The sequence below is a fragment of the Clostridium kluyveri genome, from assembly GCF_001902295.1.
GTDB classification, from domain to species: Bacteria; Bacillota; Clostridia; order Clostridiales; family Clostridiaceae; genus Clostridium_B; species Clostridium_B kluyveri_B.
Window position 1 is genome coordinate 1,466,606 of the sequence record NZ_CP018335.1, and the last position, 23,873, is coordinate 1,490,478.

At 32.2% G+C, this 23,873-nt stretch carries 26 protein-coding genes; 25 read left to right on the forward strand and 1 reads right to left on the reverse strand.

Annotated features, from left to right (window positions below; genetic code table 11):
- Nucleotides 1-5: 5 nt before the first annotated feature.
- The 25 genes from fliF (at nucleotide 6) to BS101_RS07310 (ending at nucleotide 22,176) form a co-directional block, all read left to right on the forward strand.
- Complete coding sequence (gene fliF, locus BS101_RS07195) at nucleotides 6-1,589, forward strand: flagellar basal-body MS-ring/collar protein FliF (RefSeq protein WP_073538209.1); 1,584 nt, start codon at nucleotides 6-8, stop codon at nucleotides 1,587-1,589.
- A gap of 5 nt (nucleotides 1,590-1,594) precedes the next feature.
- On the forward strand, nucleotides 1,595-2,611 hold the full coding sequence (gene fliG, locus BS101_RS07200; RefSeq protein WP_073538210.1) for a flagellar motor switch protein FliG: 1,017 nt from the start codon (nucleotides 1,595-1,597) through the stop codon (nucleotides 2,609-2,611).
- Entirely contained in the window at nucleotides 2,595-3,359 is a 765-nt protein-coding gene (locus BS101_RS07205; protein ID WP_073538211.1) for a flagellar assembly protein FliH, read from the forward strand. Before fliG ends, BS101_RS07205 begins: the two co-directional genes overlap by 17 nt.
- Nucleotides 3,360-3,389: 30 nt before the next feature.
- A complete protein-coding gene (fliI, locus tag BS101_RS07210; protein ID WP_073538212.1) occupies nucleotides 3,390-4,709 on the forward strand; it encodes a flagellar protein export ATPase FliI in 1,320 nt (439 codons plus the stop codon).
- Nucleotides 4,710-4,747: 38 nt separating this feature from the next.
- Nucleotides 4,748-5,185 carry a flagellar export protein FliJ gene (fliJ, locus tag BS101_RS07215; protein WP_073538213.1) on the forward strand — a complete coding sequence of 146 codons (438 nt, stop codon included), beginning with the start codon at nucleotides 4,748-4,750 and terminating at the stop codon, nucleotides 5,183-5,185.
- A gap of 50 nt (nucleotides 5,186-5,235) precedes the next feature.
- Nucleotides 5,236-6,708, forward strand: a complete 1,473-nt coding sequence (locus BS101_RS07220) for a flagellar hook-length control protein FliK (protein WP_073538214.1) — start codon at nucleotides 5,236-5,238, stop codon at nucleotides 6,706-6,708.
- Between the two features lie 28 nt (nucleotides 6,709-6,736).
- A complete protein-coding gene (locus BS101_RS07225) occupies nucleotides 6,737-7,543 on the forward strand; it encodes a flagellar hook capping FlgD N-terminal domain-containing protein (RefSeq protein ID WP_073538215.1) in 807 nt (268 codons plus the stop codon).
- Between the two features lie 18 nt (nucleotides 7,544-7,561).
- The gene (locus BS101_RS07230; protein WP_073541174.1) at nucleotides 7,562-7,954 is read left to right on the forward strand and encodes a TIGR02530 family flagellar biosynthesis protein; all 393 of its coding nucleotides are present in this window, start codon (nucleotides 7,562-7,564) and stop codon (nucleotides 7,952-7,954) included.
- Nucleotides 7,955-8,052: 98 nt separating this feature from the next.
- Complete coding sequence (locus BS101_RS07235) at nucleotides 8,053-9,099, forward strand: flagellar hook-basal body complex protein (RefSeq protein WP_073538216.1); 1,047 nt, start codon at nucleotides 8,053-8,055, stop codon at nucleotides 9,097-9,099.
- 252 nt (nucleotides 9,100-9,351) lie between these two features.
- The gene (locus BS101_RS07240; protein WP_012101542.1) at nucleotides 9,352-9,534 is read left to right on the forward strand and encodes a flagellar FlbD family protein; all 183 of its coding nucleotides are present in this window, start codon (nucleotides 9,352-9,354) and stop codon (nucleotides 9,532-9,534) included.
- Between the two features lie 56 nt (nucleotides 9,535-9,590).
- A complete protein-coding gene (locus BS101_RS07245) occupies nucleotides 9,591-10,112 on the forward strand; it encodes a flagellar basal body-associated FliL family protein (RefSeq protein WP_073538217.1) in 522 nt (173 codons plus the stop codon).
- A 48-nt stretch (nucleotides 10,113-10,160) separates the two neighbouring features.
- Nucleotides 10,161-10,574, forward strand: coding sequence for a flagellar biosynthetic protein FliO (gene fliO, locus BS101_RS07250; protein WP_012101544.1), 414 nt, complete (start codon nucleotides 10,161-10,163; stop codon nucleotides 10,572-10,574).
- The gene (gene fliP, locus BS101_RS07255) at nucleotides 10,564-11,340 is read left to right on the forward strand and encodes a flagellar type III secretion system pore protein FliP (protein ID WP_073538218.1); all 777 of its coding nucleotides are present in this window, start codon (nucleotides 10,564-10,566) and stop codon (nucleotides 11,338-11,340) included. The genes fliO and fliP overlap by 11 nt, the downstream gene beginning before the upstream one ends.
- Nucleotides 11,341-11,350: 10 nt before the next feature.
- Nucleotides 11,351-11,620 (forward strand): flagellar biosynthesis protein FliQ, encoded by a 270-nt coding sequence (fliQ, locus tag BS101_RS07260; RefSeq protein WP_073538219.1) that lies wholly within the window; start codon nucleotides 11,351-11,353, stop codon nucleotides 11,618-11,620.
- A 93-nt stretch (nucleotides 11,621-11,713) separates the two neighbouring features.
- Nucleotides 11,714-13,534 carry a fused FliR family export protein/FlhB family type III secretion system protein gene (locus BS101_RS07265; RefSeq protein ID WP_073538220.1) on the forward strand — a complete coding sequence of 607 codons (1,821 nt, stop codon included), beginning with the start codon at nucleotides 11,714-11,716 and terminating at the stop codon, nucleotides 13,532-13,534.
- A 56-nt stretch (nucleotides 13,535-13,590) separates the two neighbouring features.
- Nucleotides 13,591-15,606, forward strand: a complete 2,016-nt coding sequence (gene flhA, locus BS101_RS07270; RefSeq protein ID WP_416232344.1) for a flagellar biosynthesis protein FlhA — start codon at nucleotides 13,591-13,593, stop codon at nucleotides 15,604-15,606.
- Complete coding sequence (gene flhF / locus BS101_RS07275) at nucleotides 15,606-16,799, forward strand: flagellar biosynthesis protein FlhF (protein ID WP_073538222.1); 1,194 nt, start codon at nucleotides 15,606-15,608, stop codon at nucleotides 16,797-16,799. Before flhA ends, flhF begins: the two co-directional genes overlap by 1 nt.
- Nucleotides 16,793-17,668, forward strand: a complete 876-nt coding sequence (locus BS101_RS07280; RefSeq protein ID WP_073538223.1) for a MinD/ParA family protein — start codon at nucleotides 16,793-16,795, stop codon at nucleotides 17,666-17,668. The genes flhF and BS101_RS07280 overlap by 7 nt, the downstream gene beginning before the upstream one ends.
- A 55-nt stretch (nucleotides 17,669-17,723) precedes the next feature.
- Nucleotides 17,724-18,449, forward strand: coding sequence for a FliA/WhiG family RNA polymerase sigma factor (locus tag BS101_RS07285; protein WP_073538224.1), 726 nt, complete (start codon nucleotides 17,724-17,726; stop codon nucleotides 18,447-18,449).
- 41 nt (nucleotides 18,450-18,490) lie between these two features.
- A complete protein-coding gene (locus tag BS101_RS07290; RefSeq protein WP_073538225.1) occupies nucleotides 18,491-19,042 on the forward strand; it encodes a hypothetical protein in 552 nt (183 codons plus the stop codon).
- A 77-nt stretch (nucleotides 19,043-19,119) separates the two neighbouring features.
- On the forward strand, nucleotides 19,120-19,242 hold the full coding sequence (locus tag BS101_RS24220) for a hypothetical protein (protein WP_265874094.1): 123 nt from the start codon (nucleotides 19,120-19,122) through the stop codon (nucleotides 19,240-19,242).
- Complete coding sequence (locus tag BS101_RS07295) at nucleotides 19,239-20,006, forward strand: flagellar basal-body rod protein FlgG (protein ID WP_073538226.1); 768 nt, start codon at nucleotides 19,239-19,241, stop codon at nucleotides 20,004-20,006. The genes BS101_RS24220 and BS101_RS07295 overlap by 4 nt, the downstream gene beginning before the upstream one ends.
- Nucleotides 20,007-20,038: 32 nt before the next feature.
- Nucleotides 20,039-20,824 (forward strand): flagellar basal-body rod protein FlgG, encoded by a 786-nt coding sequence (locus BS101_RS07300; protein ID WP_073538227.1) that lies wholly within the window; start codon nucleotides 20,039-20,041, stop codon nucleotides 20,822-20,824.
- A 70-nt stretch (nucleotides 20,825-20,894) separates the two neighbouring features.
- Nucleotides 20,895-21,323 (forward strand): hypothetical protein, encoded by a 429-nt coding sequence (locus BS101_RS07305; protein WP_242951423.1) that lies wholly within the window; start codon nucleotides 20,895-20,897, stop codon nucleotides 21,321-21,323.
- Between the two features lie 181 nt (nucleotides 21,324-21,504).
- Nucleotides 21,505-22,176 (forward strand): flagellar brake protein, encoded by a 672-nt coding sequence (locus tag BS101_RS07310; RefSeq protein ID WP_073538229.1) that lies wholly within the window; start codon nucleotides 21,505-21,507, stop codon nucleotides 22,174-22,176.
- A 52-nt stretch (nucleotides 22,177-22,228) separates the two neighbouring features.
- Here the strand turns inward: BS101_RS07310 and BS101_RS07315 are convergent, their stop codons facing one another.
- Entirely contained in the window at nucleotides 22,229-23,863 is a 1,635-nt protein-coding gene (locus BS101_RS07315; protein ID WP_073538230.1) for a putative manganese-dependent inorganic diphosphatase, read from the reverse strand.
- Nucleotides 23,864-23,873 lie beyond the last annotated feature (10 nt).

The following is a 23,873-nucleotide window of genomic DNA, read 5'->3' on the forward strand; positions in this document are numbered from 1 at the left end:
AATTAATGGGTAAGCTATCACAAATTTTCAAAAATTTAATAGATAAATTCAAGAAACTGAGTAAGAATAAAAAGATAGCTTTTGGAGTGATAACAGCAGGAATTATAGCAGCCATTGTGTTTGCAGCAATATCACTTGGAAAAACAAAATATGCAGTTTTATTTTCTAATATGGATTCTAAGGATTTATCTTCTGTTTATAAACAGCTTCAGGACGATAAAGTGGATGTGAAAGTGGAAGGAAACTCTATTTTAGTTCCTGAAGGTGAAGTAGATGCAACTAGGATGAAAGTACTTTCAGAAGTTGAAATTACTAATGGCAGTGAGGGATTTGAACTATTAGATCAGAATAAATTGGGGAGTACGGATACAGAAATTAAAATAAATTATCAAAGGGCTCTTCAGGGAGAATTGGAAAGAACTATAAAGTCACTTCCAGAAGTGGAAAATGCAAGGGTACATCTTGTACTACCTGATGATACTGAATTTGTGAAGGATACAAGTCCGGGAAGTGCGTCTGTGACTTTAAAATTAAAAGAAGGACAAGAATTAAGCAAAGAACAGGTAAAGGCGTTGGTTTCTTTGGTGTCTGGTGCTGTTAAAAATGTACCTAAAGAAAATGTACAGGTTATAGATGATAATATGACTTTACTGTCTAAAGATTTATTTGAGGATGAAGCTAATAGTGAAGATAGTACTATTCCAGCTGAAAAACAACAGCAGCTTAAGGAGCAATATGAGAAGAATTTGGAGAAGAACCTATTGAGTATGCTTCAGGCTGTGTATGGAAAGGATAAAGTTCAAGTTAAAGTAAATGCGGATTTGGATTTTGATGCGGTACAACAGAATTCCACAACCTATGATAATAATAGTGTTGTAGTAAGTGAGCATACAATAAATGAAACAAACCAGGGGGATGCAACCAACCAAACTGGAAGTCCTGTAGATAACAACATGAGTAATACAATTACAAATAACACTACAGGAGGAAATTCAACCTATAATGAGACTACAAGAAATTATAATGTACCTAAGGTAGAACAAAAAACTGTAAAGGCTCCAGGAAGTGTAAAAAGACTCACAGCATCAGTAGCTTTAGATGGAGATGTGGATGATGCCACTAGAACAGCTATAAGAAATTTAGCGGTTTCAGCCATAGGATATGATGGTAACAGAGGAGATACCATAAGTGTAGAAGGGTTACCTTTTGATACCACGGCTCAAGATAATGCTAAAAAGGATATGGAAGATATGGAACAGGCAGAAAAGACAGCAAAGAGAAATAGATTATTTGCAATTATAGGAGGTATTGCAGCAGCAATAATTGCTACCATAATTGGGGTTATAATATGGAGAAGAAGACATGCAGAGGACGAGTTATTTGAAGATGAGCTTAGACCGGGAGGTATAGATGTAGTTATAGGTGATGAAGATACTAAAGCTAGTGAAAAGATTAAATTTAAGCCTTTGGAACTTGAACAGGATACAGAAGATGTTCATATTGAAAGAGAAATAAAGAAATATGCAAAGGATAAACCTGATCAAGTGGCAGATATAATAAAATCGTGGTTAGCTGAAGATGAGAGGTGATAAAAATGGCTAAGGACAATCAAAAGTTAACTGGTGTACAAAAAGCAGCCATATTGTTTATAACTCTTGGACCGGAAGCTGCTGCAGGAATATTGAAAAGATTGCCAGAGGCTGAAATACAAAAGATAACTTATGAGATAGCTAATATCAACTCAGTAAAGTCAGAGCAGAAAAAGGAAATACTTCAGGAATTTATGGAGATGAATAGAGCTCAGGATTATTTACTAGAAGGGGGAGTAGATTACGCCAGGAATCTTTTATCTAAAGCCCTTGGAACACAAAGAGCTATGGAAATATTAGATAAAGTTATAGAGGCCACCCAGCAATTTAGGCCTTTTGCCATAGCCCGAAAGGCAGATGCTCAGCAGCTTTTAAATATAATAGGTGATGAACATCCACAGACTATAGCACTTATACTTTGTTATCTTCAGGCAGATAAATCCGGTCAGATACTATCTGAACTTCCTGAAAGTATGCAGGCTGAGGTTGCATATAGAATAGCTACAATGAGTAATACATCACATATGGTAGTAAAAGAAATAGAAAAAGTGCTGGATAACAAACTCTCCTCTGTGGTTAAATCAGATATAAAAGTAATTGGTGGTGTAGAGACAATTGTAGATATACTAAATCAAGTGGATAGAACTACAGAAAAAAATATTACGGAAGGTCTTGAAAAACAAGATGCGGAACTGGCAGAAAAGATCAAAGAATCCATGTTTGTATTTGAGGATATTATCACTCTTGATGATGTATCTATTCAGAGAGTACTCAGGGAAGTGGATACAAAAGAACTTTCACTGGCTCTTAAAGGATGCTCAGAAGAGGTATCAGAAACTATATTTAGGAATCAATCCAAGAGAGCCGCTGCAGCATTGAAAGAGGACATAGAGTTCTTAGGACCTGTTAGGCTTATGGATGTGGAAAAGGCACAGCAGAGAATTGTAAATATTATAAGAAGATTGGATGAAGCAGGGGAAATAGTTCTTGCAAGAGGAGGAGAGGATGCAATCATCGTATAAAATTATAAAAGGTGACAGCATAAGTGGAAAGGGTGCTAAAAATATAGTTACAGTGTTTGAAAAGAATATTATTGAAGAAGAAAATAAAGATAACTCAATTATAAATAGTTATTCCAAAATAGTGAAATCCATGATAGAAGATGCACAGCGAAAAAGGGAAGAAATACTTTCCAAAGCCTACGAAGAAGCTGGAAAAATTGAAGAGGAAGCTTATAAAAACGCAAATGAAAAAGGATATAAAGAGGGATATGAAAAAGGATATGAGGATGGCTCTAAAAAGGCTTATGAAGAAGGATATACTAAAAATATAGAAAAGGCCAGGATTGAGGGAGAAGATATAATAAGCAAAGCAGACTCAATCTTGAAAGCTTCTGTGGAGGAAAAGAATAGATATTTAAAGGAAAAGGAAGAAGAAATTAAAAGATTTATGGTAGATTCAATAGAAAGCATTTTGAAACAGGAAATTAAAGATGAGGATAGCCTAAATACTATGGTATTTAATGAACTCTCACAGGTAAGAAATATTGAAACCTTTATAATAAAAAGTAGAAAAAAGTATTGTGACCAGTTTAAAAATCAGGTGGATATATGGAGAGAAAGGCTGCCTTTTAAAGGAGATATTTTTATAATACCTGATGAAACTTTAGAAGAAGGTACTGTAGTTATAGAAAAAAATAATGGGAAAAGTATCTTTTCTGTAGATATAGCCCTAGAAAAAATAAAGGAAATATTTAAAAATGTAGAATAACAAAAGTATTTAGTTTAAGGTGATGGTTACATGATAAATTTGAATTTTTCTGAACTAAATAGGAAAGTAAAAGTTGCCAATTTTACCTACCAGGAAGGTATTGTGAAAAAAGTAATAGGATTAACCATAGAAGTGGAAGGGATAAAAGCTTTTGTGGGAGAGGTATGTAATGTATATAATGAAGAAAATGGGAATATAGCCTGTGAAGTAGTTGGGTTTAAAGAAAAAGATGTAATATTAATGCCCCTTGGAGAACTTATTGGAATTTCACCAGGATGTAGAGTTGTACCTGGCAGGAGACCTTTAAGTGTAAAATGCTCAGAAGAATTATTTGGCAAGGTTCTAGATGGCCTTGGCAATCCTCTGGGTGAAAATGAAATTTCATCCGGGGTTTTATATGAATTGGATGCAGATCCACCAGATCCGTTAAAGAGAAAAAGAATTAAACAAGTGATTTCTACAGGAATACGGGCTATAGATGGGTTCTTGACCTGTGGAGAGGGACAGAGAATTGGTATATTTGCAGGAAGTGGAGTGGGAAAAAGTACAACCCTTGGCATGATAGCCAGGTATGCAGAAGCAGATGTGAATGTAATAGCACTTATAGGGGAAAGAGGAAGAGAAGTCAGGGACTTTATAGAAAAGGATCTGGGAGAGGAAGGACTAAAAAAATCCATTATAGTATGTGCTACTTCAGATAAACCGGCCTTAGTTAGATTGAAAGGAGCCTTCACTGCCACAGCCATTGCAGAGTACTTTAGGGATAAAGGCAAAAAAGTTATACTTATGATGGATTCAGTTACCAGATTTGCTATGGCTCAGAGAGAAATTGGACTTGCAGTAGGAGAACCTCCTGCAACCAAAGGATATACTCCTTCTGTATTTGCAAAACTTCCTAGACTTATGGAAAGATCTGGAATGTCTGACAAAGGTTCCATTACTGCCTTTTATACAGTTCTTGTGGATGGAGATGATTTAAACGAACCTATTGCAGATGCCGTTAGGGGTATATTGGATGGACATATAGTATTGTCTCGGTCTCTAGCTAATAAAAACCACTATCCGGCTATAGACATACTATCTAGTATTAGCAGACTTATGTCAGAAATAACTGAAAAATCCCATAAGAAAAGTGCTTCTTTTGCGAGGGATATGTTGTCTGTATATAAGAATTCTGAGGATTTGATAAATATAGGGGCTTACATTAGAGGAAATAATCCTAATATTGATATGGCAATAAATTATTATGACGGTATAATAAATTATTTAAAACAGAGTATGGATGAATATTCTTCCTTTGATAATAGCATAAACAGACTAATAGGTATGTTCAATTTAGGAAGTAATTAAAAAGCATTGTATTGTTGCCTATATAAGGAGGAGATAACTTGAAGGCATATAAGTTTAGGCTTCAAAAGCTTCTTGATATGAGAGTGGATAAAGAAGAGGAATGTAAAATTGAATTTAAGCGGGCTCAAAATGAAAGCTTTAAAGCAAAAGAAAAACTCATGGAGATGAAAGAAAATTACAGAAAGTATAATAATTTTTCGGGGTCTAGTTCTGTTATAGAACAAAAGATAAGACATATTTATATAAATAACTTAAGTTACAATATAGGTGAAACTGTTGAAGAGTTAAATCAAAAAGAAAAAGTTGTAGAAAGTAAAAGGGAAGAGTTGAAGCAGCGCCAAATTGATAGAAAAACTGTAGAAGTGTTGAAAGACAAGTACATAGATGATTTTAGAAGAGAACAAAATAGAATTGAACAAAATTTAAATGATGAATTTGCCCTTTATGGATTTATTAGAAATTTTAAAGCTAGATAGATAATTATTGAGTTGAGATAAAATAGTCGTTGAAAGGAGGTGAAAAATAAATGATAGATTTAAATAGTATACAATTAAATAATGTTTCCAGTACTAAAGTTAATAATAGCAGTAAAACTTCTAAAGATACTTCCAATGATTTCAGTACTCTATTAAAAACTTCTTCAGATAATAATACAGTAAAAAATAAAGACACATCTGTAGATAGAGCAAAAAATGAAACTTTAAAAGATAATGATGGAGATAAAACCTCTGTTGATAAAAATTTAAGTGGCAAAAAAGTTGAATTAAATGAAAAAGTGAAAAGTGAGTTAAAGAAAGCTGGTTTTAGTGAAGAAGATATAGAAAATTTGGAGGAAGACTTATCCCAGGGCAACATAAGCCAGAATGCTTTGATGTATTTAATAAATATATTGTTTAAAAGTGAGGATAATTCAACAGACAACTTGAATCTTCAGGGGAATAATGATGAATTTATAGAACAGATAAGTAATAAAATAAGCAGTGAAATTTTACAAAATTTAAACTATATTTCATCAGCTAATGAAGAACAAAATACAGCTGCTGTAGGCAGTGATGTGATATCTAAAATTATTAAGGAAAATGTAACTAATCTTTCGGATATTTTAGAGCAATTTGGAACATCACAGGAGTTTAATGATAAGCTTATAGAAAAATTAAATAGCAGCATTTCAGCCAGATTATCTCAGGAAGGAAGTATATATGACAAGGTTAAAAGTGAAATTAACACTGCATTGAAAAAAGAACTGAGTTTAAGTACACCTCAAGAAGAAAATATTAATAATTTATCTATATTAAAGCTGCAAAGTCAATATGACTCCAGTAAAATAGATGCAGATAACACTATTTTGCCTACATCATCACAAGGAGTATCCAATAATAACTCTGGTGATTCAGAGGAGAAAAATGCACAGTCGTCTATGGGAAATGGTACAGCTAAAAGTGAAGAAAGTATACTTCAGAAAATTATAGATGGCGGATCTTCAGAGGATAAAATTTCTAAAGTTACTACTTTTATGACTCATTTAAAAAATATGGATACAAACAATTCTGTACAGAATTTAGGGGAAATGGTTATAAATAAAAACTCTTTTGATTCAGATATAATAAAAACTTTGAAGTATATGGACATAAATAATGTTAAAGAGTTAACTGTTAAGATAAATCCTAAAGAATTAGGGGAAATTACTATAAATCTTACTATGCAGGAAGGAAAATTAAAGGCAGTGTTAACAACCTCAAATAAAGAAGCATATAATCTTTTAAATGCTAACTTACAGGATTTATCTAATAAGATTCAGACTAATGATATAAAGATTCAGGGATTATCTTTAAATATATATAGTGAAGATGCTACCTTTTTTAGGGACGAAAGTGGAAAAGACCAGCAGCAGGGCAGTGGTCAACAAAATAAAAATTCAACTTTAAATAATATAGTGGAAGATGAACAAGGTACTCAAAATGACTATTATTACAACAATAATGTAAATATACTGGCATAGGTTAAAAGTGAGATAAAGGAGGCGAATTATGTCAATAACACTGGATAATATGTTAAATCAGAGTTATAATCAAGCCTTTAGGACATTAGCGGCCAATACAAGTACCCAAGATACTCAAGAAACCTCAGATGACAATAATACGTCTGATGATACCCAAAAATATTACTCCATTTCATCCGATAAAAGTTCAGACACTACGGAAAATGGAACTAAAATAGTAAAAAAGAATACCGGATATGACATGGATTTAAATATGTTTTTAAAAATACTCTGTGCAGAACTTGAAAATCAGGATCCTACAGATAGCAGTTCACAAGGTTCAACGGAGTATATAAGCCAGTTGGCACAGTTTTCTGCTCTTCAGCAAATGATGAACTTGAATAATACAAACAAAGTTACTACAGCAAATTCACTTGTAAATAAATATGTAACTTTAAGCGATACGGATTCTGAAGGAAACTACATTACAGGTAAGGTAGTTGGAGTGGTGAAAGATGGAGATGACGTTGAACTCAAGTTAATAACAGGTACAACCACAGATTCTGATGGTAATACCTCTTATAAGACCGAGAATTACAACATAGATGATCTGCTTCAGGTGGATGATTCGGAGGCATATAATACAACTACTGCTGATATGATGTTTTTAAATGCTGCATCGATTATAGGTAAAAAAGTTGAAACAATCCAAAAGGATAGTAATGGAAACTATTATAGTGGAACTGTTCAATCTGTATCTCGGGGGACAGATGGCATAACTGTAAAAGTAAAAATTTCTGATGATGAAATTAAAGATTTCTATTTTAGTGAGATTTCAAAGGTGGAAGACTCATAAAAAGTGAGTGTGATGTCTATGGCATATAGAGTTATCAATGGCAAATTGCACTTTGCAGAAGAGCTGCCGCAAGTATGTAACAAACTGGATTATGTAAATGAAACTTCTAGTAAGGTGTCTTTTAAAGATACCCTAAATAACCAGATTAATAAGACAAATGGCTTTACCATATCAAATCATGCAGCAGAAAGACTTAAGAGTAGAAATATAAATTTAAGTGAAAAAGATATGAAAAATATAAACTCTGCTATAAATAGGGCAGAAGATAAAGGATGCAGAGAATCTGCACTGCTTTACAAAGACACAGTATTTATTACTTCCATAAAAAATAGAACTGTGATTACGGTTATGGATAAAAACTCAAGTGATAATAATGTATTTACCAATATAGACAGTATGGTAATAGTGTAGATGAAATTAAATGGCTGGACCTTAGGGAGGCCAGGTTCTGCGGAGAGAGTGAAACAGAACAAGTTTATTAAATTATTTAAAATTGGAGGGAAATAGATATGTTGCCATCGATGTATTCAGGGATTAGCGGCCTTAGAGCTAATCAGCAAAAATTAAATGTGATTGGAAATAACATAGCTAATGCTTCAACCACAGCATTTAAAACTCAAAGTATGAATTTTCAGGATATGATAAGTCAAAATCTTTCGGATCCAAGTGCACCAAGTACTAGCATAGGAGGAGTTAATGGAAAACAAAGTGGTCTTGGAGTGCAAATAGCAGGTATAAGCACAGATTTTACCACAGGAAGTATGGGGACTACAAATAGAAATTTAGATTTTGCAATAGATGGAACAGGATATTTTGTAGTAGGTACAGGTAAGCTGGGAGAAACTTCGGATGATACAGGAATTTCAATTGATGAAGATAATAATATACTGGGCGGGGGAGACAATGAAGTAGAAAATACCATAGAGGCCCATTATACAAGGGATGGATCCTTTTATTTGGATACCCAGGGCAATCTGATAAACCAGAATGGATACAGAGTTATGGGTTATCTGGTAACAGATGAAAACAACACTTCTACCATAACTTATCTGCAAAATGATACAGAGGATACATTTCAAAATGCTGTACAGTTTGTGGATGCCAATGGTACTGTAACTTCAGTTACGGATAAATTGGTACCACTATCCATTCCAAATTATATAACTAAGGATGATCAATTAGTAAAGGTTAAATCTTTTTCTGTAGGTAAAGATGGAATTATAACGGCGCAACTTACAGACTCAACTACAGCTGTTTTAGGCCAGATAGCTATGGTATCCTTTCAAAATGAAGGAGGACTTGTAAAAGAAGGAGGAAATGTTTATACTACATCCTCAAATTCAGGACAGCCTATAGTAATGAGTGGAAAAGGCGCTGAAAATGATAATAGTGAAGGTTATGGTCAAATAACCCAGGGATTTCTTGAAATGTCAAATGTGGATCTGGCACAGCAGTTTACAGATATGATAGTGGCTACAAGGGCTTTTCAGGCAAATGGCAAGATAATAACTACAGGGGATACTATATTGGAGGATCTAATAAACTTAAAAAGATAGCAGATAGTTTTTAGTTTAAAATATGTTGACTTTAAGATAAATAATAATTTATCTTATATGTCAATATATTTTAAAAACTGAGTTTCTATAGCCTAGTAATTACTTTACTTGAAATGTGCATATATTTGAGTTTATAATAAATTACATATTTTCATGATTTTGTTTATAAATTTTACATTGAATACTATGTAGGAGGATGTTAAAATTTATAAGGACTTTGAAAAATATTGATATATTTTAAGGAGGCATTTTATGATAAAACTTACAGGATTAGATGAAAAAGAATTTGTTATAAATTCAGATCATATAGAGAAATTAATAGAAATTCCACAAAGTGTAATTACTCTTGTAAATGGAAATAAATATATAGTCAAGGAATCCAATGATGAGATAATTGAAAAAATCATAGAATACAAGAGAAAAATATATATTTAGTCAATATGAAAAATTAATTTACAATTTTGCATAATATTTTGAAAGGAGAAAACACAGTGGAAAATAAAGAGAAAAAAAATGGTGGCGTGGGCTTAAAAGTAATTTTAATAGTGTTTTTTCTTGTGGCAGCGGTTGGAGCTGGGGTGTTTTTTGGATATAGTAAATTTTTAAGTGATAAAAATACAAATTCTAACGAAAATATGACTACTTCAAATGTAACCCAAACACAAACACAAACTCAAAGTGGAGAAAGTTCAAGTTATCTGCAGCATGTAGTTTCAGCTAAAACCTTTGACTTGAGTGAATTTACCATAAATTTAGCAGATGAAGATGGAAAAAATTATTTAAAGGTAAATGTATATCTTGGTTATGACAGTAAAAAATTGACTGATGAATTAACAGAAAAAACTCCAATTATAAGGGATGCTATTATAGAGGTTCTAAGGACTAAAAAGGTAGAAGACATAAATGACAAAAATATGGATAATATAAAAATAGAAATTATTCAAAGGATAAATCCAATGCTGGAAAAAGGAAAAATAAATAATGTATATTTTAGTGACATATTAACGCAGTAGTATATATGGATAGTTTTTTATAATTTGACTTAACATGGAGAAATTTATATGGATCTTGAATTATGGTGGATGATTTTTAAAATAATTATATCTTTAGGTTTCATACTCTGTCTTATATATATATCAGTAAAATATGGTGGAGGTAAACTTCAAAGTATTCAAAATGGCAGATATATAAAGGTAGTGGAGAGAACTCAGATTTCAAAAGAGAACAGTTTGTTAATAGTGAAAATTGGAGATAAGGCGTATGTGATTTCGTCCACTAATAGTAGGGTTGAAATAATATACGAATTAAATGAAACAGAAATATCAGATATGGAAAAAAAGAGAAATGTATATGAATATAAGAATTTAAAAGACTTATATAATAAAATGGAATTAAAAAATATTTTAAGGAAAACTAATGAGAATATTTTAGTTAAAAAACTTAAGGGTAAAAAGGAAGATAAAGATGAAAGGTAAATTCCACACAAATAGTATAATTATTTCAGTTTTAGTGGTATATTTTATTATTTTCACAGTTCATACAGTTCACGGCGCACCTACGGATTTTCCTATACCTAATATAGATATCTCTGTAGACAATGCTTCCACACCTCAGCAGTATGTGGGTAATATAAAGTTACTCATAATGCTTACAATACTTACGCTGCTTCCATCTATTATAATGATGATGACAAGTTTTGTAAGAATTGTAGTGGTCTTTGGATTCTTGAGAACTGCCATGGGAACTCAACAGTCTCCTCCTAATCAGGTATTAGTTGGACTTGCTCTTTTTCTTACGGTATTCATTATGTTACCTGTTTATGGAAAAATAAATTCTGAGGCCATACAACCCTATCTGCAAAATAGTATAACTCAAGAACAGGCTATAGAAAAGGGAGCCAAGCCCCTTAGAGAATTTATGTTAAAGCAGACAAGACAAAAGGATCTTAAATTGTTTGTGGATGAAGCCAAATTAAATTATGAGGTTACAAAAGACAATGCACCTCTTTATGTGGTGATTCCTGCGTACATAATAAGTGAATTAAAAACCGCCTTTCAAATCGGATTTTTGCTTTACATACCTTTTATGATAATAGATCTGGTGGTAGGAAGTGTGCTTATGTCTATGGGAATGTTTATGCTTCCGCCGGTTATGATATCACTTCCATTTAAACTTCTTTTATTTGTAATGACAGATGGATGGTATTTATTAGTAAAATCTTTAATTATAAGTTTTTCATGAGGGGGATTATATGAGCGAAAATATGGTAATGGGTATTATAAGAGATGCAATACAGACAGGGCTTTTGATTTCTGCACCTATCTTAATAATTTCCATACTGGTAGGTCTTATAATAAGCATATTTCAAGCAACTACCCAGATACAAGAGCAGACTCTCACCTTTGTACCTAAGTTAATAGCCGTAGCGATAGTAGGACTCCTTACTGGAAGTTGGATGCTTCACCAGATAGTAAGTTTTACTGAAAGAATTTTTACATATATAGCTAATATAACTCAGTGAAGAGACAATTAAGAGTTAATAATTAAGAAAGTTTTTTATGTATAAGTTAAATCATATTTAGGAATCTATAATAAAATTGATGGAGTGGGTAATTTGATAGATACTTTGTATTTTACAGCTTTAATACTTGTAACATTAAGAATATTTTGCTTTTTTACAATGATTCCTATATTTTTTCCAAATGGTACTCCTAATATAGTAAAAGTGGGATTGACTTTAGTTATAGCTTATATACTTTTACCAGGAATCGATTATTCTACTGTAAATACCATAAGTAGTACTATACCTTTTGTATATAATTGTATAAATGAGGCTGCGGCAGGGTTGACATTAGGCTTTCTGGTAAGCTTGTGCTTTACAGCTTTTAGGATCGCAGGAAGCTATATGGATTTACAGGTAGGACTTTCTATGATGAGTATGTTCGATCCAAATTCCAGCAGTAATACCACTCTACTAGAACGGCTCATGTATTGGTTCTGTATGGTAGTTTTTCTTGCTGTAGATGGACACCATATGCTGATAAGATCTCTCATAGATAGTTTTGCTGCTATAAAGCTGGGGAGTTTTTTTTTAGCACAGGGTTCTATTAATATTATAATAAAAGCATTTATAATGTATTTTTCTATAGCTTTAAAAATAGCAATACCCATACTGCTTATAATTTTGATAGCGGATTTAACTATGTCTCTTATTGCAAGAACTGTTCCACAACTTAATATAATGATACTTGGACTTCCAATTAAAATATTAATAGGGCTTGGCTCCTTCTGCTTTGCACTTCCTATATTTCTAAAAATTATGGGGAATTCTTTTCAAGCCATACCAGACTCTATAAAGGGATTCTATAATACACTGCCGCTGCTTATAATATTTGCATCTGATGATAAGACAGAGGAAGCTACTCCGAGGAAAAAAAGTGATGCTAGAAAAAAAGGACAGATTCCAAAGAGTAAAGAAATAGCCCTGGCTCTCACTCTTCTGGCTTCTACACTGGTTATACTTGCCCTTGGGGGATATGTAGGCTCTCAAGTAAAAGCTACTATGATAACATTTTTTAATAATTATCTGGTTATGTCTTTAGATTATGCCAGTGTGCAAAAAATAACTTTTATAACCCTTTGGAGATTAGCAATAATATTTTTACCTGTGGCTGTGCCTATACTTGTCATGGGGGTTTTAGCAAATTTTTTCCAAACCAGAGGACTTGTGACTTCTCATCCCTTAAAGCCGGATTTTTCAAAGCTAAATCCCATAAATGGATTTAAGAGAATGTTTTCCATGAGAGCTGTAATGGAACTTTTGAAAAGTCTTTTTATAATAACTGTAGTTGGAATTATAGGAGTGAAATTCGTAAAGGATAATTATCTATATATAATGACTTTAAGCAGTTTGAATTTTGAAAGTATAGTAAAGGCCATTTCAAAGCTTACAGTAAACATATTTTTTAGAGTAGCTATGATAATGATAATTATAGCTATAATAGATTACATATTTCAGATTTTTCAATACAATAAAGATTTAAAAATGTCTAAGCAGGAGGTTAAAGAGGAGTATAAACAGGATGAGGGAGATCCACAGATTAAAAGTAAAATAAAGCAAAAACAAAGGGAAATGGCTATGAGGAGAATGATGCAGGAAGTTCCAAAGGCTACAGTAGTAGTAACAAATCCTACTCATGTAGCTGTAGCGCTTAAATATGAAGAGAATCAAAATGCACCTGTAGTTTCGGCGAAAGGACAAGATTTAGTAGCTCTTAGAATAAAAAAAGTGGCCAAAGATTGTGATGTTCCTATAATTGAAAATCCACCTCTTGCAAGACTTATATACAAAGAGGTAGACCTGGATAAAGAGATTCCTATGGAGATGTATCAAGCAGTAGCAGAGGTATTGGCTTTGGTTTATAAGATGAGGTGATATTTTTGGAAGGAAGCAAAAGAAGATTTACTTTAAAGAACAATGTAGATATAATAATGGCTCTTGTAGTTATTATGATAGTGTTTATGATTATAATACCTATGCCGCCGGAACTTTTAGATATTCTTATGTCTTTTAATATAACATTATCTGTAATAATTATACTTTTAACCATGTTTACCACAGAAGTACTTCAATTTTCGGTATTTCCTACACTACTTTTAATTACAACTTTATTTAGATTAGCCCTCAATGTATCTTCTACAAGGCTTATATTAAAGGATGGTTATGCAGGAGAAGTTATAAATTCTTTTGGAAATTTTGTTGTAGGTGGAAATTATATTGTAGGAATAATTATATTTTTGATTATAGTAATTATACAGTTTATAGTAATAACCAACGGTGCCGGCAGAGTATCTGAAGTTTCAGCTAGATTTACACTGGATTCTATGCCTGGTAAGCAGATGAGTATTGATGCAGATTTGAATTCAGGATTGATTGATGAAAATGGTGCCAGAGCCAGAAGGTCCAAACTTCAGATGGAGGCAGATTTTTATGGAGCTATGGATGGTGCTTCTAAATTCGTAAAAGGTGATGCTATAGCAGGACTTGTAATTATGGTGGTAAATATAATAGCGGGAATAATAATTGGGGTTGTGGTAATGGGAATGGATATTTCAACATCAGCTCAAACTTATACTAAACTTACCATAGGTGATGGGTTAGTAACTCAAGTTCCAGCTCTTTTAATATCTACAGCCTCTGGTATACTTGTTACCCGTTCTGGAAGTAGTGAAAATTTTGGTACTGTGGCTATGAGACAGCTTACTGGATTTCCTAAAGTAATAGCTATGGCAGGAGCAGTTCTTCTATTTTTAGCAATTATACCTGGGCTTCCTCATCTGGCATTTTTTATATTGGCAATAGCTTGTGGCATAGCAGCTTATCTCCTATATAAAGATGAAAAAGAGCAGAATATGCAGCAGATTGAAATGGAAAATCAAGAAATGACTGAAATAGAAAATAAGGAACCGGAAAATGTAATGAATCTCATATCTGTAGAACCTATGGAAGTAGAAATAGGTTATGGTTTAATACCACTTGCAGATGAGAGTTCAGGGGGAGATTTACTTCAGAGGATAACTTCAGTTAGAAGACAATGTGCCATTGAAATGGGGATAATAGTACAGCCTATTAGAATTAGAGATAACCTTCAGTTAAAGACTAATGATTATGTTATAAAGATAAGGGGTACTGTAATGGCCAGAGGAGAACTTATTCCAAATATGCTGTTATGCATGGATCCCACTAATTCCAATGTTGCTATTCAGGGTATAAGTACTGTGGAGCCTTCTTTTGGACTGCCAGCTACCTGGATTAACAGAGATCAAAGAGAAGAAGCAGAAATTAAAGGATTGACAGTAGTAGACCCTACCACTGTCATGGTAACTCATTTAACAGAAACCATAAAAAATCACTCCTATGAATTACTTGGAAGACAGGAAGTTAAAATAATAGTAGATTCTGTAAAGGAAAAATATCCTACAGTAGTAGAGGAACTTATACCGGATTTACTTACAATAGGAGAAGTTCAGAAAGTACTTCAGAATCTCTTAAGAGAGAGGGTATCTATAAAGGACATGGTAACCATATTAGAGTCTCTGGCGGATAATTCAAGAAGCACAAAAGATATTGAGCTTCTAACAGAATATGTAAGATTCTCTTTGGGAAGAAGTATATGTAATTCTTTCATAGATGAAAATGGTGCTGTAGTAGTAGTTACTTTATCACAAGAATTAGAGAGTTTAATAGGCGGTAATATTCAGAAATCTATGCAGGGTTCCTTTCCTTCTGTAGATCCTGAAACTACAAATAAAATATTAAATTCTATAAAAAAAGTTCTGGATTCAGTTTATTTCTATGAAAATCAGCCTATAATATTGGTTTCGCCTAAAATAAGGGCACCTTTTAGAAAATTAATTGAGATGGTATTTCAGTCTGTAAATGTGCTATCGTTAAATGAAATACCAAATGATGTGGAGATAAAGACTGAAGGAGTGATTTCAATATAATGATCATTAAAAGATATAAGGCCAATAACATGAACGAAGCTATTACTAGAATCAGATATGAGTTAGGTAATGAAGCTATAATTATAAGTCAGAGAAAGATTAGAAAAAGTGGAATAATAGGTTTTTTTTCCAAAAGGATCTTAGAGGTTACTGCAGCTGTGGACAACAAAAAAGAAGAGGATAAAAAGAGACGTCATGATAATAAAGATGATATGAAACAAAGTGTTGAGGCTATAAAAAGAATAATAGATAATAAAATCAAAGATACAACTTTAGATGATAAAGCTGTACCAAATAATATTATAAAAAGTTCCAATACACCTAGAGGATTTTATGAAAATAGTATAATAGATAAAAATAATGATGCTGTGATAAAAGAAGTACAACAGATGAAAAATATGTTAAATGAAGTGATACAAGGTTCTTATGGAAATATTGGAAAAAGCAAGCTTCAAATAAGACTTGAAAATAGTGACTTTAGCCATGGTGTAGTAAAGAAAATATTAAATAGTATAAATGCAATGGATGATGATAGAGAAGAAGAGGAAAAATTAAAAGAAGTAGTAAAAGGCATGATAAAAGTGGATAATAAAGAACTAGAACATGTGGTTGTTTTAGTAGGACCTACGGGAGTGGGTAAAACAACCACCATTGCAAAGCTTGCTGGAAAACTTGTGCTTATTGAAAAGAAAAAAGTAGGTCTTATAACCATAGATACATATAGAATAGGAGCAGTAGAACAGCTTAGAACTTATGCAGATATAATGAATATACCTTTTCAGGTGATATTCTCCATGAAGGATATGGCAAAAGCTATAGATAATATGAAAAGCTGCGATATTATCTTAATAGATACTACAGGAAGAAGTAGTAAAAATGAGATGCAAATATCGGAGTTAAGGGCATTTATAGACAAGGTTCAGACCAGTAATGTACATTTAGTAATAAGTTGTACTACTAAAAATAAAGATATAGATGTAATAGTAAATGGATATAAGAAGTTAAATTACAGTGACATAATAATAACTAAGTTGGATGAGACATCAACTTATGGTTCTATATTGAATATATTACAATTAGCTAAAAAGCCTATAAGTTTTGTTACAACAGGACAAAATGTACCAGAAGATATAAAAATTATGGAACCTGAAGAATTAGCAAAGCTTGTATTGGGAGAGGATATTATATGCTAGATCAAGCTGAACAATTGAGAAAATTAGCTCAGGTAGATAAACAATCCAAAGTAGACCCGGTGTGTAATACAAAACCTAGGATAATAGCAGTTGCTTCTGGTAAAGGAGGGGTTGGAAAAAGTAATTTTGTAGTAAATGTATCTATAGCTTTACAAAAAATGCACAAAAAAGTTCTAATATTTGATGGGGATATGGGTATGGGCAATGATGATGTGCTTATGGGATTTTTACCTAAATATAATGTGTACGATATAATCTTGGGGAATAAAACTATAGAAGAGGTTATTATTAGAGGGCCTTTTGGAGTAAAATTGCTTCCAGGAGGAACTGGAATTTTAAAGATTGAAGGTATAACAAAAACTCAACGGGAGAATTTTATAAAAAAATTATCTTCTTTAAATGATGTGGAGTATATAATATTAGATACAGGAGCTGGAATAAACAGGGACGTGTTGGCTTTTATAAGTTGCTGCGAGGAGTTTATTACAATAACTACACCAGAACCTACTTCACTTACAGATGCATATAGTTTGTTAAAAGCTGTAAATCACTTTAAGTTGAAAGATAGAGCCAAGGTAATTATAAATAGAGTTATAGATATTAAAGAAGGAGAAAAAACTTTTAATAAATTTAACAGTGTAGTAAATAAATTTTTGAGTATTGAACTTGAGTATCTAGGATACATATCAGATGATAAAAATCTTATACAAGCTGTTAGAAATCAAATTCCACTTTTGATAAACTATCCAAATTCACAAGCTTCAAGAGATATAAATTTTATAGCAAATAAGCTCACAGGAGTTAAAAATTTTGAATCAAAAGCTAATGTTCAGAATTTATTTAAGAAAATTTTTAATATTTTTTCATAAAAAGATTAAAGCATACTATGACAGAATATAAGAAAAATGAAGGGAGACTAAAATTATGGCTTTGGCAAATGAATTAAATATAAAAGAAGAACTAGTTAAAAAATATCTTCCTCTAGTGAAATATATCGCGTCTAGAGTCATAATAGGAAAGACTAAATATATTGAATATGAAGATTTAGTCAGCTATGGAACTTTAGGTTTGATGGATGCCATAAATAAGTTTGATAAGGATAGGGGTATGAAATTTTCCACTTATGCCTCCATAAGAATAAAAGGTTCTATGATAGATGAGTTGAGAAGAAATAGTCCTATTTCCAAAGGGGCTATGGACAAGCTTAATAGATATAATGCAGCAGTGGAATATCTTCAAGGAGAATTAGGCAGAGAACCTAATAGTGTTGAAATATCAAATAAACTTGGGATATCTTTAAAGGAAATGATGGAAATTGAGAATTATATAAATTATATATCTATGGTTTCCTTAGAGGATCTGGTATTTTCCGATGAGGATAATATTCCTATTATGGGCACTATAGAAGATACTAAAAGCCCCAGTCCGGAAAGGAGCCTGGAGGAGAAAGAAAAATTAAAATATTTAGCCAAAGCTTTAGAAATTTTAAATGAAAAAGATAATTTAGTACTTACTTTATATTATTATGAAGAGTTAACATTAAAAGAAATAGGTCATATTTTAAATGTATCTGAGTCTAGGGTATGTCAACTTCATAGTAGGGCAATAGTGCATTTGAGAAAAGCCATGGCAAAGTTGAAATATATGTAAATTTATAGTGAGTAATTAGATGTTTTAAAAGAGGAGTTAATATGAATTTAATTATACTGATGATTATAATAGGAATACTTCTTATAGTATTGAATTTAAATGCAGTGATTAAGGAAAAGAAATCTTTTCAACATCAATTGACTGTGAAACAAAATAGCATGGAGGATTATAGAGCTGAAATTGCTAAGATAAAAAAGGAATTTTCAGAAACAATACTCAAACTTCATGAGGAAATAGAAAATTTAAGATATGAAAGAAAAAATCCAGCTGCTGAAGTAATGCTTTATAATGGCAGAGGCCAAAAAATTACTGAAAATATTGGCTTGGATAGTAATGAGACAGATAACAATTCAAACTATAACCCGGTTAATATTTTAGAAAATGAAAATAAGGATGGATACAGTGAAAATATTATTGTAAAGCAATCTGAAGAATCCACCAGCGGCGAACAGGAAAGAGAAACTGGCAATAATGTTAAAATCCATAAAATAAGAGAATTGCTTAAAGAAGGTATGTCTATAAATGAGGTGTCTGAAAAAACGGGCATTGATAAGGGGGAGGTTTTATTAATAAAAGAGTTATATACAGAATAAAATTAATTTTTGATTTTTTTAGCGATAGAAAAATATTAATAGGCATAGGTATAGGTATTCTAATAGCTACATTTGTTATGAGTGGTGTAAAAATTCAATATGAAATGAGTAAAAGTCAAATTGAGGATAAGGCCCGTTCTATGGGAATGAAATATCCAGATGAAATGAAGGTTATCAATAGTGGGGAGGAAAATAAATGATTAGAAGCTTTTATACAGCTGTATCTGGTATGATAGTTCAAGAGGCAAAGCAGGATGTAATAACAAATAATTTAGCTAATGTAAATACTGTTGGATTTAAACAGGACAACTTAAAAAGTATTCCATTTAATGAAGTACTTATACAGAATTATGATAAAGTAGTAAATGGAAAAAATGTAAGGAATGTAATAGGTTCTATGACACTAGGAAGTGAAATAGATTCAGTGGATACAGGATTTACTCAAGGTACTATAGAGTCCACTGACGTATCTACAGATTTTGCTATTGATGGTAGAGGATTTTTTACAGTTCGGAGAGAAGACGGAAATGAGTTTTACACAAGAGACGGACATTTTCATGTAAATACACAGGGAATACTGGTAGATGATTCTGGAAATACAGTTATAGGAAGAGATAATCAGACAGGAGCACTGGGTGCCATAAATGTAGGTGATGGAGATATGACTTCAGATGCTTATGGAAATATAAGTATAGATGGAAATGAAAGGTATAAAATATATACGGTAGATTTTAATGACTATAATGCCTTAACTAAGGTTGGAGATAATTTATATACTGGAGAAAATGCAGCAGAGATAAATACAGTAGTGAAACAAAAATCACTGGAAAAATCCAATGTAAATCTAGTAAATACAATGTCTGATTTAATAACCACTATGAGGACCTTTGAAACAGATCAAAAGGTAGTTCAGTCAATAGATGGAACTTTAGATAAATTGATAAATGAGGCGGGAAAAGTATAGAGTATATAAGAATTACTTTAGGAGGGATTTTCATGCTTAGAGCTATATGGAACAGTGCAAGTGCCATGAATGCCGAACAGGAAAAACTCAATAGTATATCTAACAACATGGCAAATGCAGAGACTGTTGGTTATAAAAGAGAGGTTGTAAATTTTCAGGATCTGGTATATGAAACTTTAGATAGAAATGGATATCCGGTCAATGATGAAGGGGAAAACACTATTAACGGTACGGGAGTTAGAACTACAAACTGGCTTAGAGATACTTTACAGGGCAGCCTTCAGGAAACAGGGTTAAAAGCAAATATGGCAATAGACGGAGAAGGATTTTTTAGAGTGACTCTTCAAAACGGTACTCAAGGCTATGAAAGAGCAGGAAATTTTAATGTGAATTCAATGGGAGAATTGGTGGATCCAGATGGAAACAGGCTGGAGGTAAATCTTACAGAAGAAGGAACTAATTTGATGAATTCAGGAGTTTTACTTAATAATGATAATTTTACAGTAGATAAAAAGGGACAAATATATGTGAATGTAGATGATAACAGTGTATTATATGGAAAGATAAATGTATATAATGCAGTAGGGCAGGACTCTATGTTATCCATTGGCGATAATATATACCTGCCAGCAGAGAATGTTCAAATCACTGAAAATCAAGATGCAAATATACTTCAGGGGTATTTAGAGCAATCCAATGTGGATCTGGGCAGGGAAATCACAGATATGATATTAGCTCAAAGAGCTTTTGCCCTGGGTGCAAAAGGGCTTACCACTGCTGATGAGATGTGGGGACTTATAAATAATATGAAAAGATAATTTTATGTAAACATATGTATTATATAAACATATAATGTATAGATGTAATATTTTCAGGAGGAGTTATATTATGTACAGGTGGCCAGATATGGAGCCGGATGAATATATGGACGAAAATGATGATATGTATGATGACATGGAGGATGATTATCAATACCCTATAGATATGTCTTATTATTATGAACCTGCTTTTTATAGAATGTATCCTGTTTTTATGGGTGGTGTAAATCCATATATGGGACATATGTATCCGGCGAATTACATGCCTCAAATGCCCCCACCAATATATCCTTATTATGAGGGATATTCCATGCCTTATTACAGGCAGGATTTAGATGAAGAAGAAGAAGATTTAAGAGAAGAGAGTATTAAAGAGGATAAATTAGAAGAAGAGGATGAAGCAGATCATTTAGAGTACTTAGAAGAGAATGTATTACCATATGATGAAAATTGTGATGTAAAGATGAGAACTGTAGATATGTCAGATATACGCGATTAATTATATAAAAGACCTGAAAAAGTATACTTTTTCAGGTCTTTTATATATTTTAAATTAAAAAATAATGAACAAATGTATATAAATATATACAAACAGTTAAATTACAATGATATAATAATAAATAGCTTATTAGAAAAATTTTTAATATTCTTTTATAATTTTTGTAAGGAGAAGAGGTAATATGAAATGCAAGGTTGAGTTTGTGATTAATAACAGAATTGAAATAGATGATGGTGGAGAAGTATATAAAAGTAATATTCAGGATGTATCGGAAGATTATATAGGTATAAGTGTTCCTACATGTAATCATAAGTATATGTCTCTTCGAAAGGGAGATAAAGTGGAGGGAATATACTATGAAGGAAAAAATATATATAAATTTTTTACGGTGGTTATTGGGCGTAAAATAGAGAAAATACTTATAATAATGCTTAGAAAACCAGAAAAAGTGGAACTTTTTCAAAGAAGAAATTTTGTAAGGGTGCCTTTGATAGTAGATATATTGTGTGCATTGATTCCTGTGGAAAAAAGTTTAAATAATTTAAATGATCAAGTAGAGGTATTTAAAGCATGTTCTTTAGATATGAGTGGTGGAGGAATGAAAATCATTGTAGATGCCAGTTTAAAAGATAAATTAAAACTGGGAGATAAGATTATGATAACACTTCCTCTTGAAAATGATAGATTGGATGTAAAAGGAAAACTGATTAGAATTCATGAGAATAGAGAAAATAAAAAATTAATATGTGGAGTATCTTTTGTAAACCTAGATAGATCAAACAGGGAAAAGATAATAAGAGGACTATTTCAAATAATGAGAGAACATATGAAAAAAGGTGTAAAACAGGATTAGAGCATAATGCAGGTTATTATTAATAACCTGCAAGTTTTATATATTTAGTTTTTTAAGAAGACATTGCGGCAGTAAGAGGTGGTATAACTTGTTTTTTTCTTGATAAAATGCCAGGTACATAGGCTCCATTATCTATTAGATTTACTCCAAAAGCCTTGGAGACAATATCTTTTTGTGTACCTGCAGCTATGAGTTCAGAACCTTCCCTTAATAAATCCGTTACCATAAGTATTATAAGTCCGAATTCTTCTTCAGAAGATTTTAATCCCATAAAATCCAATACATCCTGCCTTATGCACTTGAATTCTTCAGCATCCATAATTTGAACCTGACCAACTCCTACTTTAACATCAGAAATATTGAAAGTTTTAAAATCTTCATTTAATATCTCCTGTGGAGTTTTTCCCTTAAGAGAAGAAGAAGCTTTGAACATTTCTTTTGCAAAAGCTTCAGGATTTATGCCAGCTATAGCAGATAGCCTTTTTAACATCATTTTATCTAAATCTGTAGAAGTTGGAGATTTAAATAATAAAGTATCTGAAATTATAGCAGCACAGAGAAGTCCGGCAGTTTTTTGAGAAGGCCTTATTCCGTTTTCAAAAAACCTTGAGGCTACTATAGTTCCTGTAGATCCTACAGGTTCATTTCTAAAGTATATAGGAGAACCAGTCTTTACATCACCTATTTTATGGTGATCCAGTATTTCTAGAATTTCTGCATCCTCCAGTCCCTGGACGGATTGGGTTTTTTCATTATGATCCACAAGTATTACTCTTTTTTTGTTTTGCGAAATTAAATGATATCTGGAAATATTTCCTATGACTTTATTTTCAGAGTCTACTACGGGATAACTTCTATATCTGGTTTTTAACATGACTTCCCTTACTTTATCTATAAAGTCATAAGTTTTAAAAGACAATATATCGTCCTTTTTCATAACATATCCCACAGGAATACTTTGGGGAATCAATCTGGAAGTAGTAAAGGTATCAAAAGGAGTAACTATAATTGTACACTTCATTTCATCTGCCTTTTTTATTATGTCTTCATCTACTGTGTGGTTGCCTGTTATTATCATAAGAGAAGCTTTGCAATTTAGTATTGCATCCTGTGCATCCTGTCTGTCACCGCATATTACTATATCTCCTTCTTCTATCATAGCTGTCATACTTTCAGGCTGCATGGCAGCAACTATAATCTTTCCGTTAAATGTGGAGTTTTCATCAAAGGTATTTAGACATTTAGCTGAAAGAGTGTCTAATATGTTCTCAAGAGTGGTACCACTTTTTTCTATTATGTTGGCATTCCATATATCCATATAATAAGAGGTTACATTTGACTGAGATGCAATTCCTATTAACCTATCTTCTTCATCTACAACAGGAAGAGTCTTTACACTGGTCTTACTTATCATGGACCATGCGGTTTTTAAAGAAGTCTGTGGAGAGATAGGGTTTACACTATCGATATCTAAATCTGAAATCTGAGCTTTAACATTTGTCATTAACCTTTGGGGTTTTACATTAAAATAATCCAGCACAAACTGAGTTTCTTTATTTATATCTCCCAATCTTATGGGAATTGCATTTAAACCTGTTTTATTTTTAAATTCTGCATAAGCTATGGAAGAGCATATGGAATCCGTATCTGGATTACTATGTCCCGTGATGTATATAATGTCGTTCATAAATTTTTCC

Excerpts from the sequence above, each read along its gene's own strand:
- BS101_RS07230 (WP_073541174.1), top strand. The coding sequence starts at position 7,562 with ATGGCATATAGAGTTATCAATGGCAAATTGCACTTTGCAGAAGAGCTG.
- fliG (WP_073538210.1), top strand. The coding sequence starts at position 1,595 with ATGGCTAAGGACAATCAAAAGTTAACTGGTGTACAAAAAGCAGCCATA.
- BS101_RS07310 (WP_073538229.1), top strand. The coding sequence starts at position 21,505 with ATGAAATGCAAGGTTGAGTTTGTGATTAATAACAGAATTGAAATAGAT.
- flhF (WP_073538222.1), top strand. The coding sequence starts at position 15,606 with ATGATCATTAAAAGATATAAGGCCAATAACATGAACGAAGCTATTACT.
- flhA (WP_416232344.1), top strand. The coding sequence starts at position 13,591 with ATGGCTCTTGTAGTTATTATGATAGTGTTTATGATTATAATACCTATG.
- BS101_RS07315 (WP_073538230.1), bottom strand. The coding sequence starts at position 23,863 with ATGAACGACATTATATACATCACGGGACATAGTAATCCAGATACGGAT.
- fliI (WP_073538212.1), top strand. The coding sequence starts at position 3,390 with ATGATAAATTTGAATTTTTCTGAACTAAATAGGAAAGTAAAAGTTGCC.
- BS101_RS07285 (WP_073538224.1), top strand. The coding sequence starts at position 17,724 with ATGGCTTTGGCAAATGAATTAAATATAAAAGAAGAACTAGTTAAAAAA.
- BS101_RS07280 (WP_073538223.1), top strand. The coding sequence starts at position 16,793 with ATGCTAGATCAAGCTGAACAATTGAGAAAATTAGCTCAGGTAGATAAA.
- BS101_RS07290 (WP_073538225.1), top strand. The coding sequence starts at position 18,491 with ATGAATTTAATTATACTGATGATTATAATAGGAATACTTCTTATAGTA.
- fliF (WP_073538209.1), top strand. The coding sequence starts at position 6 with ATGGGTAAGCTATCACAAATTTTCAAAAATTTAATAGATAAATTCAAG.
- BS101_RS07240 (WP_012101542.1), top strand. The coding sequence starts at position 9,352 with ATGATAAAACTTACAGGATTAGATGAAAAAGAATTTGTTATAAATTCA.
- BS101_RS07295 (WP_073538226.1), top strand. The coding sequence starts at position 19,239 with ATGATTAGAAGCTTTTATACAGCTGTATCTGGTATGATAGTTCAAGAG.
- BS101_RS24220 (WP_265874094.1), top strand. The coding sequence starts at position 19,120 with ATGAGTGGTGTAAAAATTCAATATGAAATGAGTAAAAGTCAAATTGAG.
- BS101_RS07225 (WP_073538215.1), top strand. The coding sequence starts at position 6,737 with ATGTCAATAACACTGGATAATATGTTAAATCAGAGTTATAATCAAGCC.
- BS101_RS07235 (WP_073538216.1), top strand. The coding sequence starts at position 8,053 with ATGTTGCCATCGATGTATTCAGGGATTAGCGGCCTTAGAGCTAATCAG.
- BS101_RS07300 (WP_073538227.1), top strand. The coding sequence starts at position 20,039 with ATGCTTAGAGCTATATGGAACAGTGCAAGTGCCATGAATGCCGAACAG.
- fliQ (WP_073538219.1), top strand. The coding sequence starts at position 11,351 with ATGAGCGAAAATATGGTAATGGGTATTATAAGAGATGCAATACAGACA.
- BS101_RS07220 (WP_073538214.1), top strand. The coding sequence starts at position 5,236 with ATGATAGATTTAAATAGTATACAATTAAATAATGTTTCCAGTACTAAA.
- fliO (WP_012101544.1), top strand. The coding sequence starts at position 10,161 with ATGGATCTTGAATTATGGTGGATGATTTTTAAAATAATTATATCTTTA.
- BS101_RS07205 (WP_073538211.1), top strand. The coding sequence starts at position 2,595 with ATGCAATCATCGTATAAAATTATAAAAGGTGACAGCATAAGTGGAAAG.
- BS101_RS07305 (WP_242951423.1), top strand. The coding sequence starts at position 20,895 with ATGTACAGGTGGCCAGATATGGAGCCGGATGAATATATGGACGAAAAT.
- fliP (WP_073538218.1), top strand. The coding sequence starts at position 10,564 with ATGAAAGGTAAATTCCACACAAATAGTATAATTATTTCAGTTTTAGTG.